The following is a 23044-nucleotide window of genomic DNA, read 5'->3' as shown; positions in this document are numbered from 1 at the left end:
CGCATGCAGTGGCCCACCCCCCGCTACTGCTCCACCTGCGGAGCACTGCTGCCCGAGGGCGCGGTGCTGTGTGGGGAATGCGGCGCGCGCTACCAGGATTCGGCGGCAGCGGTGCGCGGTGCTGAGCGACCGGCGGCATGGTCCCCTGCCCCGGTCCGACGTTCCGACGCCTCCGCTCCGCAGGCCGGTGACGGTGAGGAGACGGGGATCGAGCTGCTGGGAGCCTCCAGCCCCGTCCCGGCCGTGCCCCCACCCTCCACGACCGGCGGTTCCTCGGGCTCCGTGCCCGCGGACGGCCCCCTCTCCGTGCCTGAGGACGGTGTGGTCGGCGGAGAGCTGCGCCGTGGACGCCCGCTCGGGGACGCCGGAGAGGACGGGGACGGGCCCCGCCCGGAGGACCTCTCGGCCGCTCTGCGCCGCACCGTCCCGGCCGGTCTCGGCCGACGGACCCTCGCCGCCCTCCTCGACGGCGCCCTGGCGGTGCTCGCGTCCGTGCCCTTGGGGATCGGGCTCGGGCTGCTCCTTGCTCAGCGTTCGCCGACGCTCGGGTTGATCCTGGTCGGCATCGGGTCGGTGCTGCCGGTGGTGCTCCTACTGCTCATGTCGTGGATGCTCGGCACCCGTGCCGCCACCCCCGGGCATCGGGCGCTGCGGCTGCGGGTCGTCCGCGCCGTCGATGGCGCCGCTCTGGGTGTCGGGCGGGCGTTTCTGCGGTTGCTGCTGAAGGGCGTGCTGGGAGTCCTCGCCGGGCTCTCGACCCTCATCGACCCGCGCCGTCTGCACCGCGGCTGGCATGATCTCGCGGTCGGCTCCTACGTCGCGGATCTGCGGAAGGGCGAGGACCCGACGAACCCGGTGGACGACTATGAGCGTCCACCCGCCGAGCACTTCCTCCCGGCCCCGCAGGTGGAGATCTCCGCCCACGACAACCTCATGGCGCAGCCGGGCAGCCCCTGGACACAGGGGCCGCGGCCCGACGCCACCACCTCGCGGCCCCCGCAGCCGGAACACCTGGCGTGGCGGCCCGAGACCGCGCAGACCGCGGTGGAGCCCGTACCCGTTCCGTCGCCGGTCGCACCGGTCCCGGAACCGGAGCCGCTGCCCGTTCCGTCGCCGGATGCGCCGGTCCCGGAACCGGAGCCCGTGCCCGTTCCGTCGCCGGTTGCGCCGGTCCCGGAACCGGAGCCCCTGCCCTCCGCGCCCCGATCACCGTCACCCCGGCCGGTCCACGGCCGTCGTGCCGACCGGGGAGCCCGTGAGGCCGCCCCGCCGATCGCGACGGAGGAGACCCGACTGCGGATGCTGGACCCGGCCGACGAGGAGGACACCGAATCCACTCGCCTTGCAGCGCCGGCCACGACGCCCCGCCTGCGACTTCGTTTCGACGACGGCGCGGAGATCACCATCTCCGCCGCGCATGTCGTCGTCGGCCGGAACCCCCGCACCGACCCCGAGGAGGTCCCCTTCGTGCTCCAGGACTCCACCCGCTCCGTCTCCAAGACCCATCTGCGGGTGAGTCGCGACGGTGAGGGACTGGTCGTGACCGATCTGGGCTCGACGAACGGGTCGGAGGTCCTGACCGCCGAAGGGGAGCGGGAGCCGCTCGCCGCGGGGGAGTCCCGCCCCATCGGTGCGTTCGCAGACCTCGCCATGGGCGACCGGACGCTGCATGTGGAGCTCGTCCCGTGAGCGGACGGGAGACGATGGGACCGACAGGGCGTTCACCGATCGAGGTCGCCGTCGCGTCACGCAGCGACGTCGGCCTGGTCCGTGCCGGCAACGAGGATTCCCTGCTGGCCGCGCCCCCGGTGTTCGTCGTCGCCGACGGCATGGGAGGTCATGATGCCGGGGAGGTCGCCAGCGCGATCGTCGTCGAGGAGTTCGGAACGCTCGCCGGCCGTGCGACAGTCGGGGTGCCGCAACTGGCCGAGGCCCTCGAGAGGGCGGGGGACCGCATCCGCGCGCTCAGCGCCGGGCATCACGGTGCCGGGTACCGGGGAGCGGGCACCACGGTCGCGGCGGCCGCGATCAGCGAGGTCGACGGTTCCGCGTACTGGATCGTCCTGAACCTCGGAGACTCGCGCGTCTACCGCGCCGGCGCCGATGTGTTCGAGCAGGTCAGCGTGGATCACTCCTTCGTGCAGGAGTTGCTGGACCGCGGGGAGATCGACGAGGCCACCGCCCGGGTGCATCCCCAGCGGCACGTGATCACCCGCGCCCTGGGGGCCGGGTCCGACCCCGATCCCGACTTCTGGCTGATCCCGGCCGAGGCCGGCGACCGCCTGCTGGTGTGCTCCGACGGGTTGAGCGGAGAGGTTCCCGATGACCGGATCGAACAGGTGCTGCGCGAGGCCGTCGATGTGGAGTCTGCCTGCGCGGACCTGCTGGAGCAGGCCCTCGACGCCGGGGCCCGCGACAACGTCTCCCTGATCGTGGTCGAAGCGCTCGCCGTGAGGTGCGGTGACCCGGCGGCGGAGGACACCGCCCCCCGTGGTGCCCACCGGAGCGAGGACACCGCGCCGCGGATGCACGACACCGCTCCGCGGGTGCGTGTGCAGCAGGCGGGTGACCGATGAACGAGGAGCGCACGGACTCTGCGGAACCAGCCGACGCCCCCGCCCTGTTCGGCGTCGGGACCTGGGTGCACCCGGGCCCGGCCACGTTGATCTCCCGCGGTGTCGCCTGGGCCCTGCTCGTGCCCGCCGCGCCGAAATCCCTGATCGACACGATGTGGGACGCTCTCGTCGACCTGCCGAGCGACCCGGATGGGCTGCTGACCGCCGTGGTCGACGCCACCGGAGCGGAGGATGCCGGGAGCCTGCCACCGATTCTGTGCGGTGTCGAGCATGACGGTTCCGCGGTGCTGCTGGTCGCCGGCAGTTCGGTGCTCGCCGTGGACAGCCCCGAGGGCCGCGTGATCGTCCGCGCCGGAGACGACGGTGCGGGGCGGGTCGAGACGATCCCCGCCGTCTGGCGGATCGCCTTCGGGTCGTTGCCCGCAGAGGGCGGCCCCGGGACCCTGCGGACCGTGGAGGGCATGTGCCGGGTCCGCGGTTTCGCGCGGATGGTCGTGGAACCGAGCAGCCTCACTGCCGACCAACGCTCCGAGCTCGCTCGCCGCGTCGCTGAGGACGGCGGGGCGATCACCGACCCCGACGCTCCGCCTCCGCCGACCCCGGCGCCGTCAGAACCCGCCGCCGGGGCCCCCGCCCCGACGGCGCCGCGCCCGACGGCCGCGACGGCGACCGCCACGACTGCCCCGTCAGCACCACCCGGTGGGCCCTCCACAGCGCCATCCGCAACGGCCCCGGAACCGGCGGCTCCGAGCGTGTTCGCAGGGTTGTTCTCCTCGCGCCCGGCGACTCCGACGTCGTCCGTCGACGATCCCGTTGCGGCGCCCGAGTCGCGTCCCGCGGAGCCCGTTGCGGCGTCCGAGTCGCGTCCCGCGGAGCCCGTTGCGGCGTCCGAGTCGCGTCCCGTCGAGTCGCCGCGGAGCCCGAAGCCCGAGGCATCGCAGTCCGAGCCGGGGCCGACGCAGCCCGCCCGGCGGCGGGCCAGCCTCTTCGACATCCTGGCCCGCACGGCCCAGACGGACCATGGCCCCGAGACCCCGGGGTCCGCGGGAGACACCCAGGGGACCCTGCCCGAGGACGCCACCGTGGATCCTGCGAGTTTCCGCGAGGACACCGCCGACCCCGTGCACCCCCAGGCACCGGCTGCGGAGACGTCGCCGACGTCGTCCTCGGGGACGTCGTCGCCGCCGTCCCCGTCGCCCGACTCGCCCCCGGCCGATGGCCTGGCAGGTCGTGCCGATCCCGCGCTGCCGGAGGAGGACACGATCCTCAGCAGATCCGGTGCCGGGGCCGGCCCGCACCGGGTCCCCGTGCCGGAGACGGAGACCGCCGCCGCGCCTGCCTCACCTGTTCCGCAGCCCTCGGCATCGCCCTCCGCTGCGGGTGCCTACGACGACCTGTTCGGCCAGACGATCGCCCGACGCATCGAGGATGCGGCCGTGCGGCGCTCGTCGGAGGAGGACACCCCGGAGCGGGAGACCACCGCGGAGGAGACTGCTGATGGTGGCGCCTCCGATACCCCCGATGCCGCGCCGTCCGCGGAGTCGGTCGCCGTCCCCGCGCCCGCCTCGCCTGTGACGCCGCCGGCACCTCCCCTCATCGACTGGGTACCGGGGGTCCGTCGCGCCTCCGCGCCGCGGGTCGAACCCCCCTCCCGGCGTGATTCCTTCGCGGACCGCCCGGCCGCCCCATCGCGGCGTCCGGTTCCCACCTCCCCGCCCGCCCCCGCCGCGCAGCCCGCTCAACCCGCCGCGTCCTCCCCGGCCGGGCAGGCCGCGCCGCCCGCCGCGCGGGAGCGCGCGTCGACCCACCTCAGCGCCGACCACACCCTCGGTCCTCTCGAGGGCCGGGGGATGGCGGGAGCCTCCCCCCAGGACGCGACCGGGGCCCCGGAGGTCCTGGTCACAGGCCTGCTGTGCGCCCAGGGGCACCCGAATCCCCCGGAACTGACGGCCTGCCAGGTCTGCGCGCAACCGCTCGGGGGCGCCCCCGGGCCGGTGCGCCGCCCCCCGCTGGGCGTCGTGGAGATCTCCACCGGCGGCAGCTTCCCGCTCGACCGCAGCGCCGTCGTCGGGCGACGGCCGCGTGCCTCCCGCGTCGCCGAGGGAGAGGTCCCCCGGCTGGTCACCGTCCCCAGCCCGCAGCAGGATGTCTCCCGCTCCCACATCGCGTTCACCCTCGAGGGGTGGTACGTGATGGTCACCGACCTCGCCACGACCAACGGCACGCATCTGTACCGCTACCGCGGACCGGTGATCCGCCTGCGCGCCCATGAGCCCGTCGCCATGCGGCCCGGGGATGAGCTCGACCTCGGCGACGGGGTGCGCCTGCGACTGAGGAGCTCCCGATGACCCGACGTCCACCGGCTCCGGCCCCCGAGCTCACCGGGTACCACTACGAATCGCTGCTGGGATCCGGCGGGTTCGCCGACGTGTTCCTGTATCGGCAGGAGCGGCCCCAACGTCGGGTCGCGATCAAGGTGCTGCTGGCCGACACCTCGGATGCCGCCGTGCGCAGCCAGTTCGACGCCGAGGCCGACACCATGGCCGCGGTCTCCACCCACCCGTCGATCGTGACGATCCACCACGCGGATGTCGCCCCCGACGGTCGGCCGTACATCGTCATGGAGTACTGCCCCCACCCCAACTACGGGGTCCGGTTCCGCCGGGAACGCATCTCCGTCGCGGAGGTGCTGCGCACGGGGGTGCAGCTCGCCGGAGCGGTGGAGACCGCCCACCGTGCCGGCATCCTCCATCGCGACATCAAGCCGGCGAACATCCTGGTCACCGAGTACCGTCGTCCGGCGCTCACGGATTTCGGCATCTCCATCGCCACCACCGCCACCCCGGAGGCCGCCGAGAACGCCGGTCTGTCGGTGCCCTGGGCGCCCCCGGAGTACTTCTCCGACCCGCCCACCGCCGATGTCCGCAGTGATGTCTTCTCCCTCGGGGCCACGCTGTACTCCCTGCTGGCCGGCCGCACCCCGTTCGAGGAACCCGGCGGACGCAACAGCGTCTCCGAGTTGATGCGCCGCATCGCCACCGAACCGGTGCCTCCGATCAACCGCCCGGACGTGCCGGCGGAACTGATGCGGGTGCTGTCCACGGCCATGGCGAAGGACCCGATGGGTCGGTACTCCTCTGCTCTGACGCTGGGTCGCGCGCTGCAGCAGATCGAGCGGATGCTCGCGCTGCCGGTCACCGCGGTGGACGTCCTGGACGAACGGCTCGGCACCCTTCAGACCGGTGACGATGCCGAACCGGGGGAGGGGCCCGCCGACGAGCTCGAGCAGCACACCCGCATCCGCGCCCTCACCCTGCCGGACGGCACCAGCGGGGGAGGGATGGAGGACGATCCCTTCGCCGGGGTGGCGCCGGCCCTGGAGTTCTCCCGCCCCACCGTGAGCGGCACCCGCACCGTCGCCACCGAGCACACCTCCCCAGGGGCTGGCAGCCTCGCGGCCGGCCCCCAGGCCGCGGGCGCCGAGGGTGTCGCGACCGCCCCGCGCCGCCACGACGGTGGGGCGTCGCCGACCGATGCCGATCCCGCGGCTCCGCCGGGGGAATCGCGCCCCCGTCGTCGTCTGCCCGCCTGGGTCGGACTCCTCGCCGCGGTGCTGCTGGTGGGTGCCGTGGCCACCGGCTCCGTGCTCTCGGCCCGCACCCTGCTGCCCGAGGCCGACACCGGCACCGGGGACGACCGCGGCCCGATCCTCATCGGGCGACAGCCCGCAGCGGTGTCCGACCTGCAGCTCACCCAGATCCGGCCGCAGGAGGGCGTGGACCCGGCGCTGATCCTGGTGGAATGGACCCCGGCGACCGACTTCCGGGAGACCGATGCGGTGCAGCTGGCGTGGCAGGACCTGCCTGAGGGGTACGACCGGTTCGAGAACCTGGAGCCGGTGAGGGGACGCCGTGCGATGGTGATCGAGCAACCATCCGGTATCTCCTCCGTCTGCCTCGACGCCACCGTCGTGACGGAGGACGGCCAGTCCAGCGACCCCCAGGAGACGTGCCTCACCGTCGGGTGAGCGCATCCGGGGCGGCATCCCCGCCCGAGTGCAGAAGGAGCCAGCGTGGCGTCGAGCATCACCGTGGAGTACTGCGGCGAGTGGTACCGGGTCGACCCCGGTGACGAGCTCGTCATCGGACGGGACGCCGACCTGAGTATCGACGCTGACAACCAGTTCCTCCACCGCCGCTTCCTCACCGTCGTGCAGGTCGAGAGCATGTGGTGGCTGGTGAACATCGGCAGCCGGCTGTCCGCCACCGTCACCGACGCCGACGGCACCATGCAGGCGTGGCTCGCACCGGAGGCACGCATCCCCCTGGTGTTCCCCGAGACCCGGGTGGTGTTCACCGCAGGCCCCACCACCTACGACCTTGCGATCCACGCGGAGTCCGCCCAGTTCCAGCCGATCCCCAGCGAGGACCAGCCCGCCGGGGACTCCACGGTCGGGGCGGTGCCGCTCACCCTCAGTCAGAAACTGCTGATCCTGGCGCTCGCCGAGCCGATGCTGCTGCGGGAGGGCACGGGGATGAGCGCCGTCCCGACCTCCGCCCAGGCCGCCGAGCGCCTCGGCTGGCCCCGCACGAAGTTCAACCGCAAGCTCGACAACGTCTGCGACAAACTCGATCGCATGGGGGTGCGGGGACTGCGCGGTGGGCCCGGCAAGCTCGCCAGCAATCGTCGCGCCCGGCTCGTCGAGCACGCGGTGTTCTCCCGCCTGGTGACGGCGGAGGACCTGCCCCTGCTGGACAGTTCCGCGCAGGAGAACGACGACGACTGATCCCCGGCCGCGGCCCATCGACCCCGGCCCCATGAGCACCATGAGCACTGATCCCGACCGCCCCCGCCCCGCCCGGAGAACACCCGCATGCGCATCAAGCTGACCCTGCGCCGCCCCGAGGACCGGTTGACCGACCTCGAGGTCACCGCCGATGCCACCGCCACCGTGGGGGATGTCGCCTCGGCGCTGTACCTCGCCGACCCGATGCGGCGCCGCACCGAGGCCCCCGAGGGACTCACCCTGCAGGTGCAGGATCCCGGGGCCGGTGAGGGGGCGCGCGGGGTGCGCAGCCTCGACCGTGATGCGGACCTCATCGAAGCCGGTCTGCGATCCGGCAGCATCATCTCGATCGCCCGCTCCGGTGAACGGTTCACCGCGGGGGGAGAGGGGCGCGGCCCCGCTGTCGCGCTGCTGCGGGTGCTGTCCGGACCCGCAGCGGGGCGGGAGTTCCCTCTTCCCAGCGGTTCCTCCGTGATCGGCCGGGCCCCCGAGGCGGATGTGCGCATCGCCGATCCCGAACTGTCGCAGCGCCACGCCCGCATCAACGTCACCGACGTGGTGGAGGTGGTCGACATCCGCTCCACCCACGGGGTGGAGATCGCGGGGGAGCGGGTGCAGCGTGCCGCCCTGGGGCCCGCCGACACGGTGCGCATCGGTGGCACCACCTTCGCGGTGGTGCTGCTGCACCGCCTCGGCGGGGCGGCGCCCTCGTCCCCGGTGGTGGAGTTCAACCGGTCGCCGCGCGTGGTGCCCCGCTTCCCGTACCGGCCGATGCCGGCGCCGGTGCCGCCGAAGGAACCCGCCCCGCAGTTCTTCCCGATCTTCATGATGGTCGCGCCGCTGATCATGGGCGCGCTCATGTTCAGCATCACCCGCAGCCCGTATGCGCTGATGTTCGTGGTGATGATGCCGCTGATGGCCACGGCCGGATACCTCAATCGGCACTTCCAGCAGCGCAAACAGCTGGAACGCGAGATCCGGCGCTTCCAGGACTCCATGGCCTCACTGAAACGTCGTGTCAGTGCCGCCCAGGATCTGGAGCGCGCGGTGCGGCTGGTGGAGACGCCCTCGGTGGCGGATGTCGTCGACTCCGCGTTCCGCCTGGGGCGGCTGCTGTGGACCCACCGGCCCGAACATCACGCCTTCGCGACCCTGCGCCTGGGTCTCGGGGTGGCGGAGTCGCGGGTCGGCATCGAGATGCCGTCGGAGAACGACGCCATCGCGGAGTACTGGGATCAGCTGCAGGACTTCCACGAGGAGTACCGCCTGATCGCGGGTGTGCCGATCGTCGCGGACCTGCGCACCGCCGGGAACCTCGGCATCGCCGGCAGCGGGCAGGGAGCGGAGGGTGTCGCCCGGGGGCTGGTGATGCAGGTGGTGGCGCTGCACTCGCCGGCAGAGGTGGTGCTGTGCGGCCTGACCTCACGGTCCAGCCGGCCCCGCTGGGAGTGGATGAAGTGGCTGCCGCACACCTCCAGTCCCTTCTCACCGCTCGACGGCGACCATCTGGCCGACAGCCCCCACCGCGGCACCGCTCTGGTGGCGCGCCTGGAGGAACTCATCGAGCAGCGCTCCGGCGGGGCTCCCGCGCAGCGTCGCGGGCCCCTCACGATCGACATCTCCGAGGAACCGCCGGAGCCGCCCGAACCGGTGCTGCCCGAGGTCGTCGTGGTGGTCGAGGACGACGCCCCGGTGGACCGCGCCCGTCTGGTGAGGATCGCCGAACGCGGGCCGGATGTCGGGGTGCACGTGCTGTGGTGCGCGGCCAACAGCGCGGCGCTGCCGGCCGCCTGCCGGTCGTACATCGCGGTGGAGAACGACACCGAGGGCGCCACCACCGGGCATGTGCGGCTGGGGGAGCGGGCCTACCCGGTCAGCGTCGAGACCGTGTCGGTGGAGGTCGCGACCGGGGTGGCCCGGCACCTGGCGCCGGTGGTCGATGCGGGTGTGCCGATCGACGACGACTCCGACCTGCCCCGCTCCATCAGCTACCTGAAGCTCGCCGGCACCGAGCTGGCGGAGGACGAGCAGGTGATCATCGACCGCTGGAGGGAGAACGGCTCCCTGGTCCCGCGCGACGGCTCGGCCCCGCAGCGGCGCAAGCACGACGCCGACCTGCGCGGTCTCGTCGGCCACAACGGACAGGAACCCTTCCACCTGGACCTGCGGCGCAACGGCCCGCACGCGCTCGTCGGCGGCACCACCGGTGCCGGTAAGTCGGAGTTCCTGCAGTCGTGGGTGATGGGCATGGCGACCGCCCACAGTCCCGACCGGGTGACCTTCCTGTTCGTGGACTACAAGGGGGGAGCGGCCTTCGCGGACTGCGTCGCCCTGCCGCACGCGGTGGGTCTGGTGACGGACCTGTCCCCGCACCTGGTGCGCCGCGCCCTCACATCGCTGCGAGCCGAACTCCACTACCGGGAGCACCTGCTGAACCGGAAGAAGGCCAAGGACCTCGTCTCCCTGGAGCGCACCGGGGACCCGGAGGCCCCACCCAGCCTGATCATCATCGTCGACGAGTTCGCGGCCCTGGCCAAGGAGATCCCGGAGTTCGTCGACGGTGTGGTCGACGTCGCCGCCCGCGGCCGCTCCCTCGGTCTGCATCTGATCCTCGCCACGCAGCGCCCCGCGGGCGTGATCAAGGAGAATCTGCGGGCGAACACGAACCTGCGGATCGCACTGCGCATGGCCGATGAGGCCGACTCGAAGGACATCCTCGGGGACGCCATGGCGGCGCACTTCGATCCGTCGATCCCCGGTCGCGCCGCCGCGAAGACCGGTCCGGGGCGCATCGCCACCTTCCAGACCGCGTATGCGGGCGGCTGGACCACCGACGAACCGGAGCGTGCCCGCATCGACATCGTCGAGCGCGGTTTCGGCACCGGGGAGGTGTGGGACATCCCCGCTCCCGTCGTCGCCGACACCGGGGATCCCGGCCCCAACGACGTCTCCCGCATGGTGCGCACCATCACCCGCGCCGCCGATGCCGCCCAGGTGCCGCGTCCCCGCAAACCCTGGCTGGCGGAGCTCGCCCCCGCCTACGACCTGGCGAAGCTGCCGACGCGCCGTACCGACGAGCAGCTGCTGCTGGGTGTGATGGATGTTCCGGAGAACCAGGAGCAGCCGACCGTCTCCTACCACCCGGATCGGGACGGCAACCTCGCGGTGTACGGCACCGGCGGTTCCGGGAAGTCGACGGCGCTGCGCACCCTGGCGATCGCCGCGGCGAGCACGGTGCGCGGCGGACCCGTGCACGTGTACGGGCTCGACTTCGGCGCCTCGGGACTGCGGATGCTCGAGGAGCTGCCGCATGTCGGCTCGATCATCCCCGGCGACGACGAGGAGCGGGTGGTCCGCCTGCTGCGGACGCTGCGCTCCCTCATCGACCAGCGCGCCGAGGCGTTCGCGCGGGTGCGCGCCGGGTCGATCACCGAGTACCGGCAGCTCGCCGATCGACCCGAGGAGCCCCGGATCCTGCTGCTGGTGGATGGCATGGCCGCGTTCCGCGAGGCCTACGACATGGGGTCGCTGAGCAAGTGGTTCACCACCTTCGTGCAGATCGCCACCGACGGTCGTCCCGTCGGGGTGCATGTGATCGTCACGGGTGACCGCCCCTCGGCGGTGCCCGCGTCGCTCGGTTCGTCCATCCAGCGGCGGTTGATCCTGCGCATGGCCTCCGCCGATGACTACGGCACCTTCGGGGTGGCCAAGGACGTTCTCGACGCCGGGTCCCCGCCCGGCCGCGGGATCCTCGAGGGCCACGAGGTGCAGGTCGCGGTGCATGGCGGGGATGCGAACGTGGCTGTCCAGGCCCGGGAGGTCACCCGCCTGGCGGAGGCCATGCGCCGCGCCGGCATCGGGGAGGCGCCGGAGATCGCGCGCCTGCCGGAGCGGGTGGAGCTGGCGCGTCTGCAGCCCACCGTCGGTGGGCGACCGACGATCGGGGTGGCCGACGAGACCCTGGCGGAGATCGCCCTGGATCCACGCGGGGCCTTCATGGTCACCGGCCCGATGGGGTCGGGTCGCACCACCACTGTCCACACCATCGCCCAGGCGCTGCGTCGCAGCGGGAACCCGCCGCGACTGGTCCGGTTCTCCTCCCGGCCCACCCCGCTCACGGGGCTCGATGTGTGGGATGTGGAGGCCTCCGACGCGGAGCGGGTGCGGCAGCTGGCGGCGGAGCTGCGCGCGACCCTGGAGAACGGGAGCGTGCCCGAAGGCGCCCTGGCCCTCGTGGTCGACGGCGTCGCCGACTTCACCGGCACCGAAGCGGAGAAGGACCTGGACCGGTTGATCCGCACCGCGGTGCGGGAGGGCCAGTTCGTGGTGGGGGAGAACGACGCCGCCACCTGGAACCAGGCGTACACCCTCGCCCAGCCCTTCAAGTCCGGCCGGCGCGGGATCATCCTGCAGCCCAGTGACATGGAGGGGGATTCCCTGCTGGGGACGCCCCTGGGCCGCGTGCGCCGCACCGATTTCCCACCGGGGCGCGGCTTCCTGGTGGCCTCCGGGCGGGCGCTGAAGCTGCAGGTCGCCCTGCCGCAGCAGTGAGGGCGGGCGGTCGGCGGTGACTGTGGAGGAGAGGGCATCCCCATGGGGACCTCTCCCCATGGGCAGCCGGGAGTCGGCTGGATACAGTGACGATGCCGATCGCCGAGACCGAGGAGGAGGCCCTTCATGAGCGGTATGAACGCCCAGGGCATGAACGTGGCGGAAGTGCGCCGGATGGCCGATGAGCTGAACTCCGCCGCCGAGGAGGTGCGCCGGATCTCGCATGAGCTGACCTCGGGTCTGGACGCTGTGGACTGGACCGGGCCCGACGCCGATCAGTTCCGCTCGCAGTGGAGTGGGGAGATGGTCCCCGCGCTGGAGCAGATCGCGGCGGCCGTCGAGGAGCTGGAGCAGAGCGCGCGGTCCAACGCCAAGCAGCAGGAAGACACCTCTGCGCAGTGACCCCCGGGGCGATCGGCCCCACCTGGCCGAGCCCGGCACCGCCACCGCGGTGCCGGGCTCGTGGTATCTGCGGCGCCCGGCCGGCGGGGCGGCGGGTGCGGTGGGCAGACGGGCGTCTCCCTGTGGAGGGAGGACGATCCACATGGGGAGTTGTCCCCATGGTCACCCTTCCGCCCCCGTGGTTACTGTGATGGCACACCCCGGGACGGCGGTGATCGAGCCCACAGGGCACGGTACTGGCTCCCCGGGGGCCGGGGTTCCGGCGTCACCGGACGCCCCCCGACACCCGTCACCGGACACGCGAGAGGAAGGGAAGCGTCATGGCGAAGAAGGGCATGGTCCCCGAGGACGTCGACAAGATGGCTGGAGAGATGGAGAACAAGGCCCAGGAGATCCGGACCATCTACACGGAGGTCAAGGGCCAGGTGGACGGTCTGGACTGGACCGGCCAGGACCGCGACAAGTACGTGGCCGACTTCGAGGCCCAGATCGGTGCAGCCGTGCAGGCCATCGAGGGCAAGCTCGGTGAGACCGCCGAGCGTGCCCGCCAGAACGCCCAGGCGCAGCGCCAGGCCTCCTCGGCCGGCGCCTGATCCACCCACCAGACATCCTGCGAACCAGAGAGGACACGGACATGAACGACTTCCAGGGAATGGTGGCTGAGGACGGCCACGATGTTGCCACCAAGGTCACCCAGGCCGGCGATCGAGTGAGCGAGGCGATCCAGGGCCTGACCCAGATCGTGGAGGGTGTGCAGTGGGTCGGTCCCGACGCCGACACCTACAAGGAGGACTGGGGCGCTTTCGTCAACGGTGATGTCGCCAAGCTGGTCGAGGCGTTCACCACCTTCGGTCAGACCCTCGAGCGGCACGCGACCGAGCAGGACGACACCTCGCAGAACGGCTGACGCACCGCACGGGATCGAGGCACCTGACACCGACCCGCCGCGAACGCTCCGACGGCCCGCCCGGGATTCCGGGCGGGCCGTCGTGGTAAGCAGGGGAGGTCGGTCCTCTCGACCTCAGCGGTAGTTGACGAACTGGACCGCCGTGTCGAGGTCCTTGCCCTTGATGAGGGCGATCACGGCCTGCAGATCATCGCGGCTCTTGGAGCTCACCCGCAGCTCGTCACCCTGGATCTGCGCCTTCACACCCTTGGGGCCCTCGTCGCGGATGATCTTGGAGATCTTCTTGGCCTCCTCGGAGGAGATCCCCTCCTTGAGGTCGGCGACCAGCCGCACGATCTTCCCGGACTGCTTGGGATCACCCACCTCGAGGCTCTTGAGCGACAGGCCACGGCGCAGCACCTTGGACTGCAGCACATCCAGCACCGCCAGCACTCGCTCCTCGGAGTTCGCCTCCATGACGATCTGATCGCCCGACAGGGCGATGCTGGCGTCGACATTGCGGAAGTCGTAGCGCTGGGCCACCTCCTTCGCAGCCTGGTTGACCGCGTTGTCGACCTCCTGGCGGTCGAGCTTGCTGACGATGTCGAAGGACGAATCGGCCATGGGTGTGGTCTCCTCGGGTCGGGCTCCAGGGGAGGAGCCGCTGGTGGTCGGACGGTCGGATGGGACCCCGTGGGGTCCGACGAGCGGACACCCGCGGCGTGCGGGATACCGGGAGGCGGATCGGTGGTGCGGCGGCGGATGCCACCACTCGGCCCTGTGATCAGCCTCATGCGGGCAGACCCCCGCCCCGGTTCGCGCTCCTCGCGGCGAGCCGGTATGCTCGCTGAGTCGGTTCGGCGGCCTCGAGAGGGGATGCCGGATCCCGCACCCGGCAGGTTACCCGAGTGGCCAAAGGGGGCTGACTGTAAATCAGCTGGCATTGCCTACGGGGGTTCGAATCCCTCACCTGCCACCGCCGAGGATCATGTGATCTGAGGCACCGGAGCGGAGCGGCGAATTGCTCTTCGAGCAGGTAGCCGGTACTGTTCTTCGGGTTGCCCTGATAGCTCAGTCGGCAGAGCATCTCCATGGTAAGGAGAAGGTCAAGGGTTCGATTCCCTTTCAGGGCTCTGATGGATGCGCGGCCCGATCTCGCGAGAGATCGGGCCGTCGTGTCGATCACGCCGGGGTAGCTCAGACGGTCAGAGCGCACGACTCATAATCGTGAGGTCGCGGGTTCGATCCCCGCCCTCGGTACCACTCCGGCCCCCGCGGTCGGCGTGCATGCACCTCCGCTCCCGCCCGCCGGGGGCATTCACCGGCGCACGGCCCGTGTGCGCCCTCGGACGGAAAAGAGGCGAACCGTGGCGAGCAAGAGCTCCGACGTGCGGCCCAAGATCACGATGGCCTGCACCGAGTGCAAGTCCCGCAACTACATCACCAAGAAGAACCGCCGCAACACCCCGGATCGGCTGGAGCTGTCGAAGTTCTGCCCGACCTGCGGCAAGCAGACCCTGCACCGCGAGACCCGCTGAGCGGTCCGCTGCACACGAAGGCCACTCGGAGGTATGCCCCCGAGTGGCCTTCAACGTTCCCGCCCTACTCCCAGGAGGCATCGTGAGCGCCACCCCTGACCCGTCCTTCGCGGGGCGGTCCTACCCGCCCGGTCCCGCGGAGGAGGTCTCCGCCGTGAAGATCGCGGAGTTCGCGCGGGCCACTGGTGTCACGCATCCCGTGAGCCTCGATGCCGAGGCCGCCCGGGCCGCCGGGTACGCCGACGTCGTCGCCCCGCCCACCTTCCTGGTCGCCCTCGCGCAGGCCACCGAGGCGCAGTACATCGAGGATCCCGCCGCCGGAGTGGATTTCTCCCGCGTCGTCCACGGTGAGGAGACCTTCGAGCTCCAGCGCCCCGTGGTCGCGGGGGACCGGCTCGTCCCGACACTCACCGTCGAGTCCATCCGCGCAGTCGGCGGCAACGCCATGATCACCACCCGGGTGGACATGACCGACGCCGACGGCCGCCTCGTGGCCATCGTCCGCTCCAGCATCGTCGTGCGCGGCGAGTGAGGACAGACCCGATGAACAGCACCCTCCAGCGGCCCCGCCTCGCCGATCTCCGCGTCGGCCAGGAGGTGGCCCGACGCACTCTCGAGATCACCCGTGACACCCTCGTGCGGTACGCCGGGGCGTCGGGGGACTTCAACCCGATCCACTACAACGATGAGGTCGCCCGCTCTGTCGGCCTCGACGGGGTGATCGCCCACGGCATGCTCACCATGGGGCGGGTGTTGGCGGTCGTCGTCGACTGGGCCGGTGACCCCGGCGCCGTCCTCGGCTGCGGCGCCCGCTTCACCAGCCCGGTGCCGGTGCCCGCCCAGGGCGCCGCCCTGGTCGAGGTCGTCGCCACCATCGGTGCCCTGGACGCCGAGGCCGGCACCGCGCGCGTGGACCTGCAGGCGACCCTCGACGGCACCAAGGTTCTCGGACGCACTCGCGCCACCGTCCGCCTGGAGACGACGGAGGGGGACGCATGAGGCTCGCCGATCTCACCACGCTGCGCGTCGGTGGCCCGATAGCATCGCTGATCGAGGCCCATGACGAGGACACTCTGGTCGAGGCGGTGCGCGGCGCCGACGAGGCCGGTGACCCGCTGCTCGTGATCGGCGGCGGCAGCAATCTCCTCGCCTCCGATGAGCCCTTCGCCGGGACCGTCGTGGTCGTGCGGGACCCGGGGACCGCCCCGCGGATCGACCTGGAGGACGACGGCGCCCAGACCGCCTGCAGTCTCGAGGAGGCCGGGGTGATGGCGACCGACGCCTCGACGTCCGGTCCTGCGACCGGTGCCACGGGGGCACCCGGGGTTGCGGACGCCGCGCCATTCGACGCCGCCTGCGGAGGCGCCCTGGTGGAGCACTTCGCCGGTGTGGAGTGGGACCGGGCCGTGGAGCACGCGGTGCGACGGCACCTGGTCGGCATCGAAGCCCTGTCGGGCATCCCCGGCAGCGTCGGCGCCACCCCGATCCAGAATGTCGGGGCGTACGGGCAGGAGGTCGCCCAGACCATCGCCCGCGTGCGCACCTGGGACCGCCAGGAGCAGCGGGTGCGGACCTTCACCGCAGCCGAATGCGCCTTCGCGTACCGCGACAGCGTCTTCAAGCGCACCCGCTTCGAGGGCGCGGCCCCGTCGGCCACCGGGCGTTGGGTGGTGCTGTCGGTGACCTTCCAGCACCACATCGGATCCGTCTCGGCCCCCGTACGGTATGCCGAGTTGGCGCGTCGACTCGGCGTCGAGGCGGGGCAGCGGGTGCCGATGGACCGGCTGCGTGAGGAGGTGCTGCGCATCCGCGCCGGCAAGGGCATGGTCCTGGACCCCGCCGACCACGACACCTGGAGCGCCGGCTCCTTCTTCACCAACCCGATCCTGCCCGCCGCGCAGGCCGAGCGGCTGCCCGAGGACGCCCCCCGGTTCCCCACCGACGACGGTCGGGTGAAGACCAGCGCCGCATGGCTGATCAGCCACGCCGGGTTCGACCGCGGCTTCGCCGTCGGCCCCCGCGCGAGTCTGTCCACCAAACACTCCCTCGCGCTGACGAACCGCGGGGGTGCGACCGCCGCGGACATCGCGGAGCTGGCCCGGACGGTGCAGTCCGGAGTCCAGGACCGCTTCGGCATCCACCTGGAGCCGGAGCCCGTCAGGCTCGGAGTGGATCTGTAGGTCGCGCGCCTAGGATGACCCTCGACGGGGTCGACCGCGCCGCCTCCCGACGGACCGCCGCGTCGCCCCATCTCCTCGACCGATGACGTCCGTAGGAGGACCGATGAACATTCTCGACCAGTCGCTCGCCGAGGTCGACCCGGACATCGCCCGGGTGCTCGACCGCGAGCTCGATCGCCAGCGCCGCATGCTGGAGATGATCGCCTCGGAGAACTTCGTGCCGCGTGCGGTGCTCCAGGCCCAGGGGTCGGTCCTCACCAACAAGTACGCCGAGGGGTACCCGGGAGCGCGCTACTACGGCGGCTGCGAGGAGGTCGATGTCGCCGAGGAGCTCGCCATCCAGCGGGCCAAGGACCTGTTCGGGGCGGACCACGCCAACGTGCAGCCGCACTCCGGTGCCACCGCGAACGCCGCGGTCATGCACGCCCTCGCCCGCCAGGGCGACACCCTCATGGGTCTGTCGCTCGCCCACGGCGGCCACCTCACCCACGGCATGAAGATCAACTTCTCCGGCCGTCTGTACAACATCGCCGCCTATGAGGTGGACCCCGCCACCGGTCGCATCGACATGGATCGGGTGCGCGAGCTCGCCCGTGAGGCCCGCCCGAAGGTCATCGTGGCCGGGTGGTCGGCCTACCCGCGCCAGCTCGACTTCGAGGCGTTCCGTTCCATCGCCGACGAGGTCGGCGCCCACCTGTGGGCCGACATGGCGCACTTCGCCGGCCTGGTCGCCGCGGGGCTGCACCCGAGCCCCGTGCCGTACGCCGACGTCGTCTCCACCACCATCCACAAGACCATCGGCGGTCCCCGCTCCGGGATGATCCTGTCCACCTCCGAGTGGGCCAAGAAGATCGATTCCGCCGTGTTCCCCGGGCAGCAGGGCGGCCCGCTGATGCATGTGGTGGCCGCGAAGGCCACCGCGCTGAAGATCGCCGCGTCGGAACAGTTCAAAGATCGCCAGCAGCGCACCCTCGAGGGTGCGAAGATCCTCGCGGACCGTCTGCAGCAGTCCGATACGAAGGCTGCCGGCATCAAGGTCCTCTCCGGTGGCACCGACGTGCACCTGGTGCTGGTGGACCTGGTGGAGTCCTCCCTCGATGGCCAGATGGCGGAGGACCGCCTCCACGAGGTCGGCATCACCGTCAACCGCAACGCCGTCCCCAACGACCCGCGCCCGCCGAAGATCACCTCCGGCCTGCGCATCGGCACCCCGGCCCTGGCCACCCGCGGTTTCGGCACCGAGGAGTTCACCGAGATCGCCGACGTCATCGCCCTGGCCCTCCAGGACGGTGCCGACCTCGAGGCCCTTCGTCGCCGCACCCAGGCCCTCGCCGAGGCCAACCCGCTCTACCCGGGGCTCGTCCAGTACTGACCGGTCGCGCATCGGTCGGGGCCCGACGCCCCGAGCAGCATCCCAGAAGTCAACGTCACTGAAAGGACCCCTGTGACCGCACAGATCCTCGACGGCAAGGCGACCGCGAAGGCCATCAAGGCCGAGCTCGCCGAGCGCGTCCAGAAGCTCGTCGACGCCGGCCACCCGCGCCCCGGCCTGGCCACCGTGCTGGTGGGCGATGACCCGGGCAGCCAGTCGTACGTCGCCGGCAAGCACCGCGACAGCAAGCAGATCGGCCTGAACTCGATCCAGAAGCACCTCCCGGCGGACGCCACCCAGGAGGACGTCGAGGCCGTCATCAACGAGCTGAACAACGACCCGGCCTGCACCGGGTACATCGTCCAGCTGCCGCTGCCCAAGCACCTCGACCAGGACAAGATCATCGAGATGATCGACCCGGCCAAGGACGCCGACGGTCTGCACCCGACGAACCTCGGGCGCCTGGTGCTCAACGCGAACAACCCGATCTACACCCCGCTGCCGTGCACCCCGCGCGCCGTCATCGAGCTGATGGCCCGCTACGGCCTGGACCTCAAGGGCAAGGACGTCGTGGTCATCGGCCGCGGCGTCACCGTCGGCCGCTCCATCGGCCCGCTCATCACCCGCCGCGAGTTCAACGCCACCGTCACCCTCACCCACACCGGCACCAAGGACCTGTCCTCGCACCTCAAGCGCGCCGACGTGATCGTCGCCGCCGCGGGCAGCGCCCACATGGTCAAGCCGGAGGACGTCAAGCCCGGTGCCGTCGTCCTCGACGTGGGCGTCTCTCGTGTGGAGGCCACCGAGGAGGGCGGCAAGGCCACCCTGTCCGGTGATGTCGACCCGGCCGTGGCGGAGGTCGCCTCGTGGATCTCCCCGAACCCCGGCGGCGTGGGCCCGATGACCCGCGCCCTGCTGGTCACCAACGTGGTGGAGATGGCCGAGCACCAGGCCGGCATCGGCCTGGACCAGTGATCTGATCTGATCCGCACCCGTCCCCGACGGGCGAGGCGGCCCCGGAGCCACGGCTCCGGGGCCGCTGCGCGTTCTGGGATACTCGAGACCATGGCTCTCACCATTGCGACCGTGAACGTCAACGGCCTGCGCGCCGCCGCCCGCAAGGGGATGCCCGACTGGCTCGCGAGCACCGCGGCCGACATCATCACCCTGCAGGAGGTCCGCGCACCCGTGGAGCTCGTGGCCGGTCTGCTGGGAGAGGGCTGGTCAGTGGCGGCCAGTGCCTCCGAGCTCAAGGGTCGCGCCGGGGTCGCCCTCGCCGCCCGCACCGCCCGGCAGGACATCGACCTCGAGGCCGCGCGCGCCGGCCTGCCGGGGCTCGAGGACCCCTCCCACACCGGGCGGTGGCTCGAGGCAGACCTCGACGACCCCTTCGGTGACGGCCGCGCCCTCACCGTGGTGTCCTGCTACCTGCACTCCGGCAACGTCGACAAGCCGCAGACCATGACCGACAAGTACGCCTTCCTCGATGCGATGGTCGAGCGCCTGTCGGCCCTGCGCGCCGACGGGCGCCACGTGGTGCTCACCGGTGACCTCAACATCGCCCACCAGAACAACGACATCAAGAACTGGAAGGGCAATCTGGCATCGGCCGGATTCCTGCCCGAGGAGCGCGCCTACTTCACCCGGCTGATGGGGGAGCAGGGCGACGGCCTCGGCGCACAGGGGGAGCCGTGGATCGACGTGCATCGCACCCTCGTCGGTGACCGGCCCGGTCCGTACACCTGGTGGTCGCAGCGCGGCAAGGCCTTCGACAACGACTCGGGCTGGCGCCTGGACTATCAGATCGCGACGCCGGACCTCGCCGCCCGGGCCGTCAGCGCCCAGGTGGATCGCGCCCCGAGCTACGACACCCGCTGGAGTGACCACGCACCGCTCGTCATCCGATACGAATGAGCCCGCGCCCCGACGCTATGCACGCTCGGGCCCGTGCGTCGCGCCCCACCCCTGCATGCTTTGCGCGCCTGGTTTCCACGTTCTGGAAACCAGGCGCGCACACTGAGCAGGGCACGTGGCCGGGCGGCAGCCGACGAGCCGGGACCCGAGGTCGGGACTGGGTGCCGGGTGGCCGGGCGCAACCCGGGGTGGTCGGGCACGCCCCCGGGCCACCTCGTCAGATCCGGCCGCTGATGACCGCCTGCTTCACCTCGGCGATCGCCTTCGTGACCTCGATGCCGCGGGGACAGGCCTCGGAGCAGTTGAAGGTGGTGCGGCAGCGCCACACACCCTGCTTGGAGTTGAGAATCTCCAGGCGCTGCTCCCCGGCGTCATCACGGGAGTCGAAGATGAAGCGATGGGCGTTGACGATCGCCGCCGGACCGAAGTACTGCCCGTTCGTCCAGAAGACGGGGCAGGAGCTGGTGCAGGCCGCGCACAGGATGCACTTGGTGGTGTCGTCGAAACGCTCACGCTGCTCGGCGGACTGCAGGCGCTCCCGGCTGGGCTCCTGACCGTGCGCCACCAGGAACGGCATGATCTCGCGGTAGGAGTCGAAGAACGGCTCCATGTTCACGATCAGGTCCTTCTCCACCGGCAGCCCCTTGATCGGCTCGACCGTGATGGGCTTGGACAGGTTGAGGTCCTTGAGCAGGGTCTTGCAGGCCAGGCGGTTACGGCCGTTGATCCGCATCGCGTCAGAACCGCAGATGCCGTGGGCGCAGGAGCGGCGGAAACTCAGCGAGCCGTCCTGGTGCCACTTGATCTCGTGCAGGGCATCGAGCACACGGTCGGTGCCGTGCATGGTGACGGTGAAGTCCTGCCAGTGGGTCTTCCCGTCACCCTCGGGGTTGTACCGGGCGATCCGCAGAGTCACCTCGAACGAGGGGATCTCCGTGGCGGCGGAGTCCTGGGCCGCTCCCCGGGCCGGGTCCTGAGCGGTCGGCCGGGCGTCCTGGGGGGCCGAGCCCTCGGCACGCTCCCGGGGGGCGTCGGCGGCGGGGTTCTGGTCGACGGCAACGGACATCAGAACGTGCGCTCCTTCGGCTCGTAACGGGTGATGACGACGGGCTTGGTGCCCAGGCGGATGCCGGTGCCCTCGTCGCCCTGACCGTCCAGGGTGCGGTAGGCCATGGTGTGCCAGAGGAACTCGGCATCGTTGCGCTTGTCGTAGTCCTCGCGGAAGTGACCACCGCGGGACTCGCGCCGGTTCAGTGCGCCGAGGGTCACGACCTCCGCGAGGTCCAGCAGGAAGCCCAGCTCGACGGCCTCGAGCAGATCGAGGTTGTAGCGGCGGCCCTTATCCTGCACCGCCACATGGGCGTAGCGCTCCTTGAGGGCGGCGATGTCCGCGAGGGCCTGGCGGCAGGTCTCCTCGGTACGGAACACCTGGACGTTGGCGTCCATCGTCTCCTGCAGGTCACGGCGGATGTCGGCGACGCGATCCTGCGTGGCCGGGCGGTCACGCAGCCGCTCCAGCAGCTCCACGGTCGGCTGCTCCGAACCGTCGGGCAGCTCCGCGAGCTCGACCTCGGCGGCGTGCTGGGCAGCGTAGACACCGGCGCGCTTGCCGAAGACGTTGATGTCCAGCAGGGAGTTGGTGCCCAGGCGGTTGCCGCCGTGCACCGACACGCAGGCGACCTCGCCGGCGGCGTACAGGCCGGGGATGACGTCCGACTCGTTGCGCAGCACCTCGCCCTTGATGTTCGTGGGGATGCCGCCCATGCCGTAGTGCGCCGTGGGGTACACCGGCACCGGCTCCGTGTACGGCTCCACGCCGAGGTAGGTGCGGGCGAACTCGGTGATGTCCGGCAGCTTCGCGTCGATGTGCGCGGGCTCCAGGTGCGTCAGGTCCAGCAGCACGTAGTCCTTGTTCGGGCCGGCGCCACGGCCCTCGCGCACCTCGTTCGCCATGGCACGGGCCACGACGTCGCGCGGCGCGAGGTCCTTCAGCGTCGGGGCGTAACGCTCCATGAAGCGTTCCATGTCGGCGTTGCGCAGGATGCCGCCCTCGCCGCGGGCTGCCTCCGACAGCAGGATGCCCAGGCCCGCGAGGCCCGTCGGGTGGAACTGGAAGAACTCCATGTCCTCCAGCGGGATGCCGCGACGCAGCGCCATGGCCGGGCCGTCACCGGTGAGGGTATGGGCGTTCGACGTGGTCTTGAACATCTTGCCGAAGCCACCGGTGGCGAACACCACCGACTTCGCGCGGAAGACGTGCACCTCGCCGCTGGCGAGCTCGTAGGCGACGACACCCGCGGCGCGGACATCCTCATCGGTGCGGGGATCGCCGGTCAGCAGCACGTCCAGCACGTAAAACTCGTTGAAGAACTCCACGCCCTGCTTCACGCAGTTCTGGTACAGCGTCTGCAGGATCATGTGTCCGGTGCGGTCGGCCGCGTAGCAGGAGCGACGCACCGGCGCCTCACCGTGGTTGCGGGTGTGGCCGCCGAAGCGACGCTGGTCGATCCGTCCCTCGGGGGTGCGGTTGAACGGCAGACCCATCTTCTCCAGGTCGAGCACCGCGTCGATGGCCTCCTTGGCCATCACCTCGGCGGCGTCCTGGTCCACCAGGTAGTCACCGCCCTTGACGGTGTCGTAGGTGTGCCACTCCCAGTTGTCCTCCTCGACGTTCGCCAGGGCGGCGCACATGCCGCCCTGGGCGGCGCCGGTGTGGGACCGGGTGGGGTACAGCTTGGTGAGCACCGCGGTGCGGGCACGGCTGCTGGACTCCAGCGCCGCGCGCATGCCCGCGCCACCGGCGCCGACGATCACCACGTCATAGGAATGGGTCTGCATG

Annotated in this window: 19 protein-coding genes and 3 tRNA genes; 19 read left to right on the top strand and 3 right to left on the bottom strand. The window is 71.4% G+C overall.

Features of this window, described 5'->3' with window-relative positions; genetic code table 11:
- The first annotated feature begins 3 nt into the window (after positions 1 to 3).
- From JSY14_RS12380 to JSY14_RS03305, 9 genes are all read left to right on the top strand, one after another.
- Positions 4 to 1689, top strand: coding sequence for an RDD family protein (locus JSY14_RS12380; RefSeq protein ID WP_285892242.1), 1686 nt, complete (start codon positions 4 to 6; stop codon positions 1687 to 1689).
- Positions 1686 to 2576, top strand: a complete 891-nt coding sequence (locus JSY14_RS03340) for a PP2C family protein-serine/threonine phosphatase (protein ID WP_349773580.1) — start codon at positions 1686 to 1688, stop codon at positions 2574 to 2576. Before JSY14_RS12380 ends, JSY14_RS03340 begins: the two co-directional genes overlap by 4 nt.
- Positions 2573 to 4924 (top strand): FHA domain-containing protein, encoded by a 2352-nt coding sequence (locus JSY14_RS03335; RefSeq protein ID WP_259557347.1) that lies wholly within the window; start codon positions 2573 to 2575, stop codon positions 4922 to 4924. The genes JSY14_RS03340 and JSY14_RS03335 overlap by 4 nt, the downstream gene beginning before the upstream one ends.
- Complete coding sequence (locus tag JSY14_RS03330) at positions 4921 to 6603, top strand: serine/threonine-protein kinase (protein ID WP_259557346.1); 1683 nt, start codon at positions 4921 to 4923, stop codon at positions 6601 to 6603. Before JSY14_RS03335 ends, JSY14_RS03330 begins: the two co-directional genes overlap by 4 nt.
- 45 nt (positions 6604 to 6648) lie before the next feature.
- Positions 6649 to 7362 (top strand): FHA domain-containing protein, encoded by a 714-nt coding sequence (locus tag JSY14_RS03325; RefSeq protein WP_259557345.1) that lies wholly within the window; start codon positions 6649 to 6651, stop codon positions 7360 to 7362.
- Positions 7363 to 7449: 87 nt separating this feature from the next.
- Positions 7450 to 11913, top strand: a complete 4464-nt coding sequence (locus JSY14_RS03320) for a type VII secretion EssC family protein (RefSeq protein WP_259557344.1) — start codon at positions 7450 to 7452, stop codon at positions 11911 to 11913.
- A gap of 126 nt (positions 11914 to 12039) precedes the next feature.
- Positions 12040 to 12315 carry a WXG100 family type VII secretion target gene (locus JSY14_RS03315; protein ID WP_259557343.1) on the top strand — a complete coding sequence of 92 codons (276 nt, stop codon included), beginning with the start codon at positions 12040 to 12042 and terminating at the stop codon, positions 12313 to 12315.
- Between the two features lie 320 nt (positions 12316 to 12635).
- On the top strand, positions 12636 to 12908 hold the full coding sequence (locus JSY14_RS03310; RefSeq protein WP_259557342.1) for a WXG100 family type VII secretion target: 273 nt from the start codon (positions 12636 to 12638) through the stop codon (positions 12906 to 12908).
- A gap of 41 nt (positions 12909 to 12949) precedes the next feature.
- A complete protein-coding gene (locus JSY14_RS03305) occupies positions 12950 to 13222 on the top strand; it encodes a hypothetical protein (RefSeq protein ID WP_259557341.1) in 273 nt (90 codons plus the stop codon).
- Positions 13223 to 13336: 114 nt separating this feature from the next.
- Here JSY14_RS03305 and JSY14_RS03300 read toward each other — a convergent pair whose 3' ends face one another.
- Entirely contained in the window at positions 13337 to 13825 is a 489-nt protein-coding gene (locus JSY14_RS03300) for a YajQ family cyclic di-GMP-binding protein (protein WP_259557340.1), read from the bottom strand.
- A 270-nt stretch (positions 13826 to 14095) separates the two neighbouring features.
- On the opposite strand from JSY14_RS03300, the gene JSY14_RS03295 reads away from it, so the two are divergent.
- The 10 genes from JSY14_RS03295 to JSY14_RS03250 all read left to right on the top strand — a co-directional run bounded on the left by JSY14_RS03295 (position 14096) and on the right by JSY14_RS03250 (position 20205).
- Positions 14096 to 14177 (top strand) — tRNA-Tyr (locus JSY14_RS03295).
- An 84-nt stretch (positions 14178 to 14261) separates the two neighbouring features.
- A tRNA-Thr gene (locus JSY14_RS03290) sits at positions 14262 to 14334 on the top strand.
- A 53-nt stretch (positions 14335 to 14387) separates the two neighbouring features.
- A tRNA-Met gene (locus JSY14_RS03285) sits at positions 14388 to 14464 on the top strand.
- A gap of 104 nt (positions 14465 to 14568) precedes the next feature.
- On the top strand, positions 14569 to 14739 hold the full coding sequence (rpmG, locus tag JSY14_RS03280; protein ID WP_259557339.1) for a 50S ribosomal protein L33: 171 nt from the start codon (positions 14569 to 14571) through the stop codon (positions 14737 to 14739).
- Positions 14740 to 14821: 82 nt separating this feature from the next.
- The gene (locus tag JSY14_RS03275; RefSeq protein WP_259557338.1) at positions 14822 to 15271 is read left to right on the top strand and encodes a MaoC family dehydratase N-terminal domain-containing protein; all 450 of its coding nucleotides are present in this window, start codon (positions 14822 to 14824) and stop codon (positions 15269 to 15271) included.
- A gap of 11 nt (positions 15272 to 15282) precedes the next feature.
- Positions 15283 to 15738: a MaoC family dehydratase gene (locus tag JSY14_RS03270; RefSeq protein WP_259557337.1), complete on the top strand. Its 456-nt coding sequence runs from the start codon at positions 15283 to 15285 to the stop codon at positions 15736 to 15738.
- The gene (locus JSY14_RS03265; protein ID WP_259557336.1) at positions 15735 to 16919 is read left to right on the top strand and encodes a UDP-N-acetylmuramate dehydrogenase; all 1185 of its coding nucleotides are present in this window, start codon (positions 15735 to 15737) and stop codon (positions 16917 to 16919) included. Before JSY14_RS03270 ends, JSY14_RS03265 begins: the two co-directional genes overlap by 4 nt.
- A 103-nt stretch (positions 16920 to 17022) precedes the next feature.
- The gene (glyA, locus tag JSY14_RS03260) at positions 17023 to 18291 is read left to right on the top strand and encodes a serine hydroxymethyltransferase (protein WP_259557335.1); all 1269 of its coding nucleotides are present in this window, start codon (positions 17023 to 17025) and stop codon (positions 18289 to 18291) included.
- A 72-nt stretch (positions 18292 to 18363) separates the two neighbouring features.
- The gene (locus tag JSY14_RS03255; RefSeq protein WP_259557334.1) at positions 18364 to 19266 is read left to right on the top strand and encodes a bifunctional methylenetetrahydrofolate dehydrogenase/methenyltetrahydrofolate cyclohydrolase; all 903 of its coding nucleotides are present in this window, start codon (positions 18364 to 18366) and stop codon (positions 19264 to 19266) included.
- 90 nt (positions 19267 to 19356) lie between these two features.
- Positions 19357 to 20205 (top strand): exodeoxyribonuclease III, encoded by an 849-nt coding sequence (locus JSY14_RS03250; protein ID WP_259557333.1) that lies wholly within the window; start codon positions 19357 to 19359, stop codon positions 20203 to 20205.
- A gap of 217 nt (positions 20206 to 20422) precedes the next feature.
- On the opposite strand, the gene JSY14_RS03245 is transcribed toward JSY14_RS03250, so the two are convergent.
- Both JSY14_RS03245 and sdhA read right to left on the bottom strand, forming a co-directional pair.
- Positions 20423 to 21271, bottom strand: coding sequence for a succinate dehydrogenase iron-sulfur subunit (locus JSY14_RS03245; protein WP_259557332.1), 849 nt, complete (start codon positions 21269 to 21271; stop codon positions 20423 to 20425).
- Entirely contained in the window at positions 21271 to 23043 is a 1773-nt protein-coding gene (gene sdhA / locus JSY14_RS03240) for a succinate dehydrogenase flavoprotein subunit (protein WP_259557331.1), read from the bottom strand. The genes JSY14_RS03245 and sdhA overlap by 1 nt, the downstream gene beginning before the upstream one ends.
- Between the last annotated feature and the right edge of the window lies 1 nt (position 23044).

This window comes from Brachybacterium sillae, from assembly GCF_025028335.1.
Classification (GTDB): domain Bacteria; phylum Actinomycetota; class Actinomycetes; order Actinomycetales; family Dermabacteraceae; genus Brachybacterium; species Brachybacterium sillae.
Note: the sequence above shows the minus strand (reverse complement) of the source record. Positions and strands in the feature narration are given on the sequence as shown.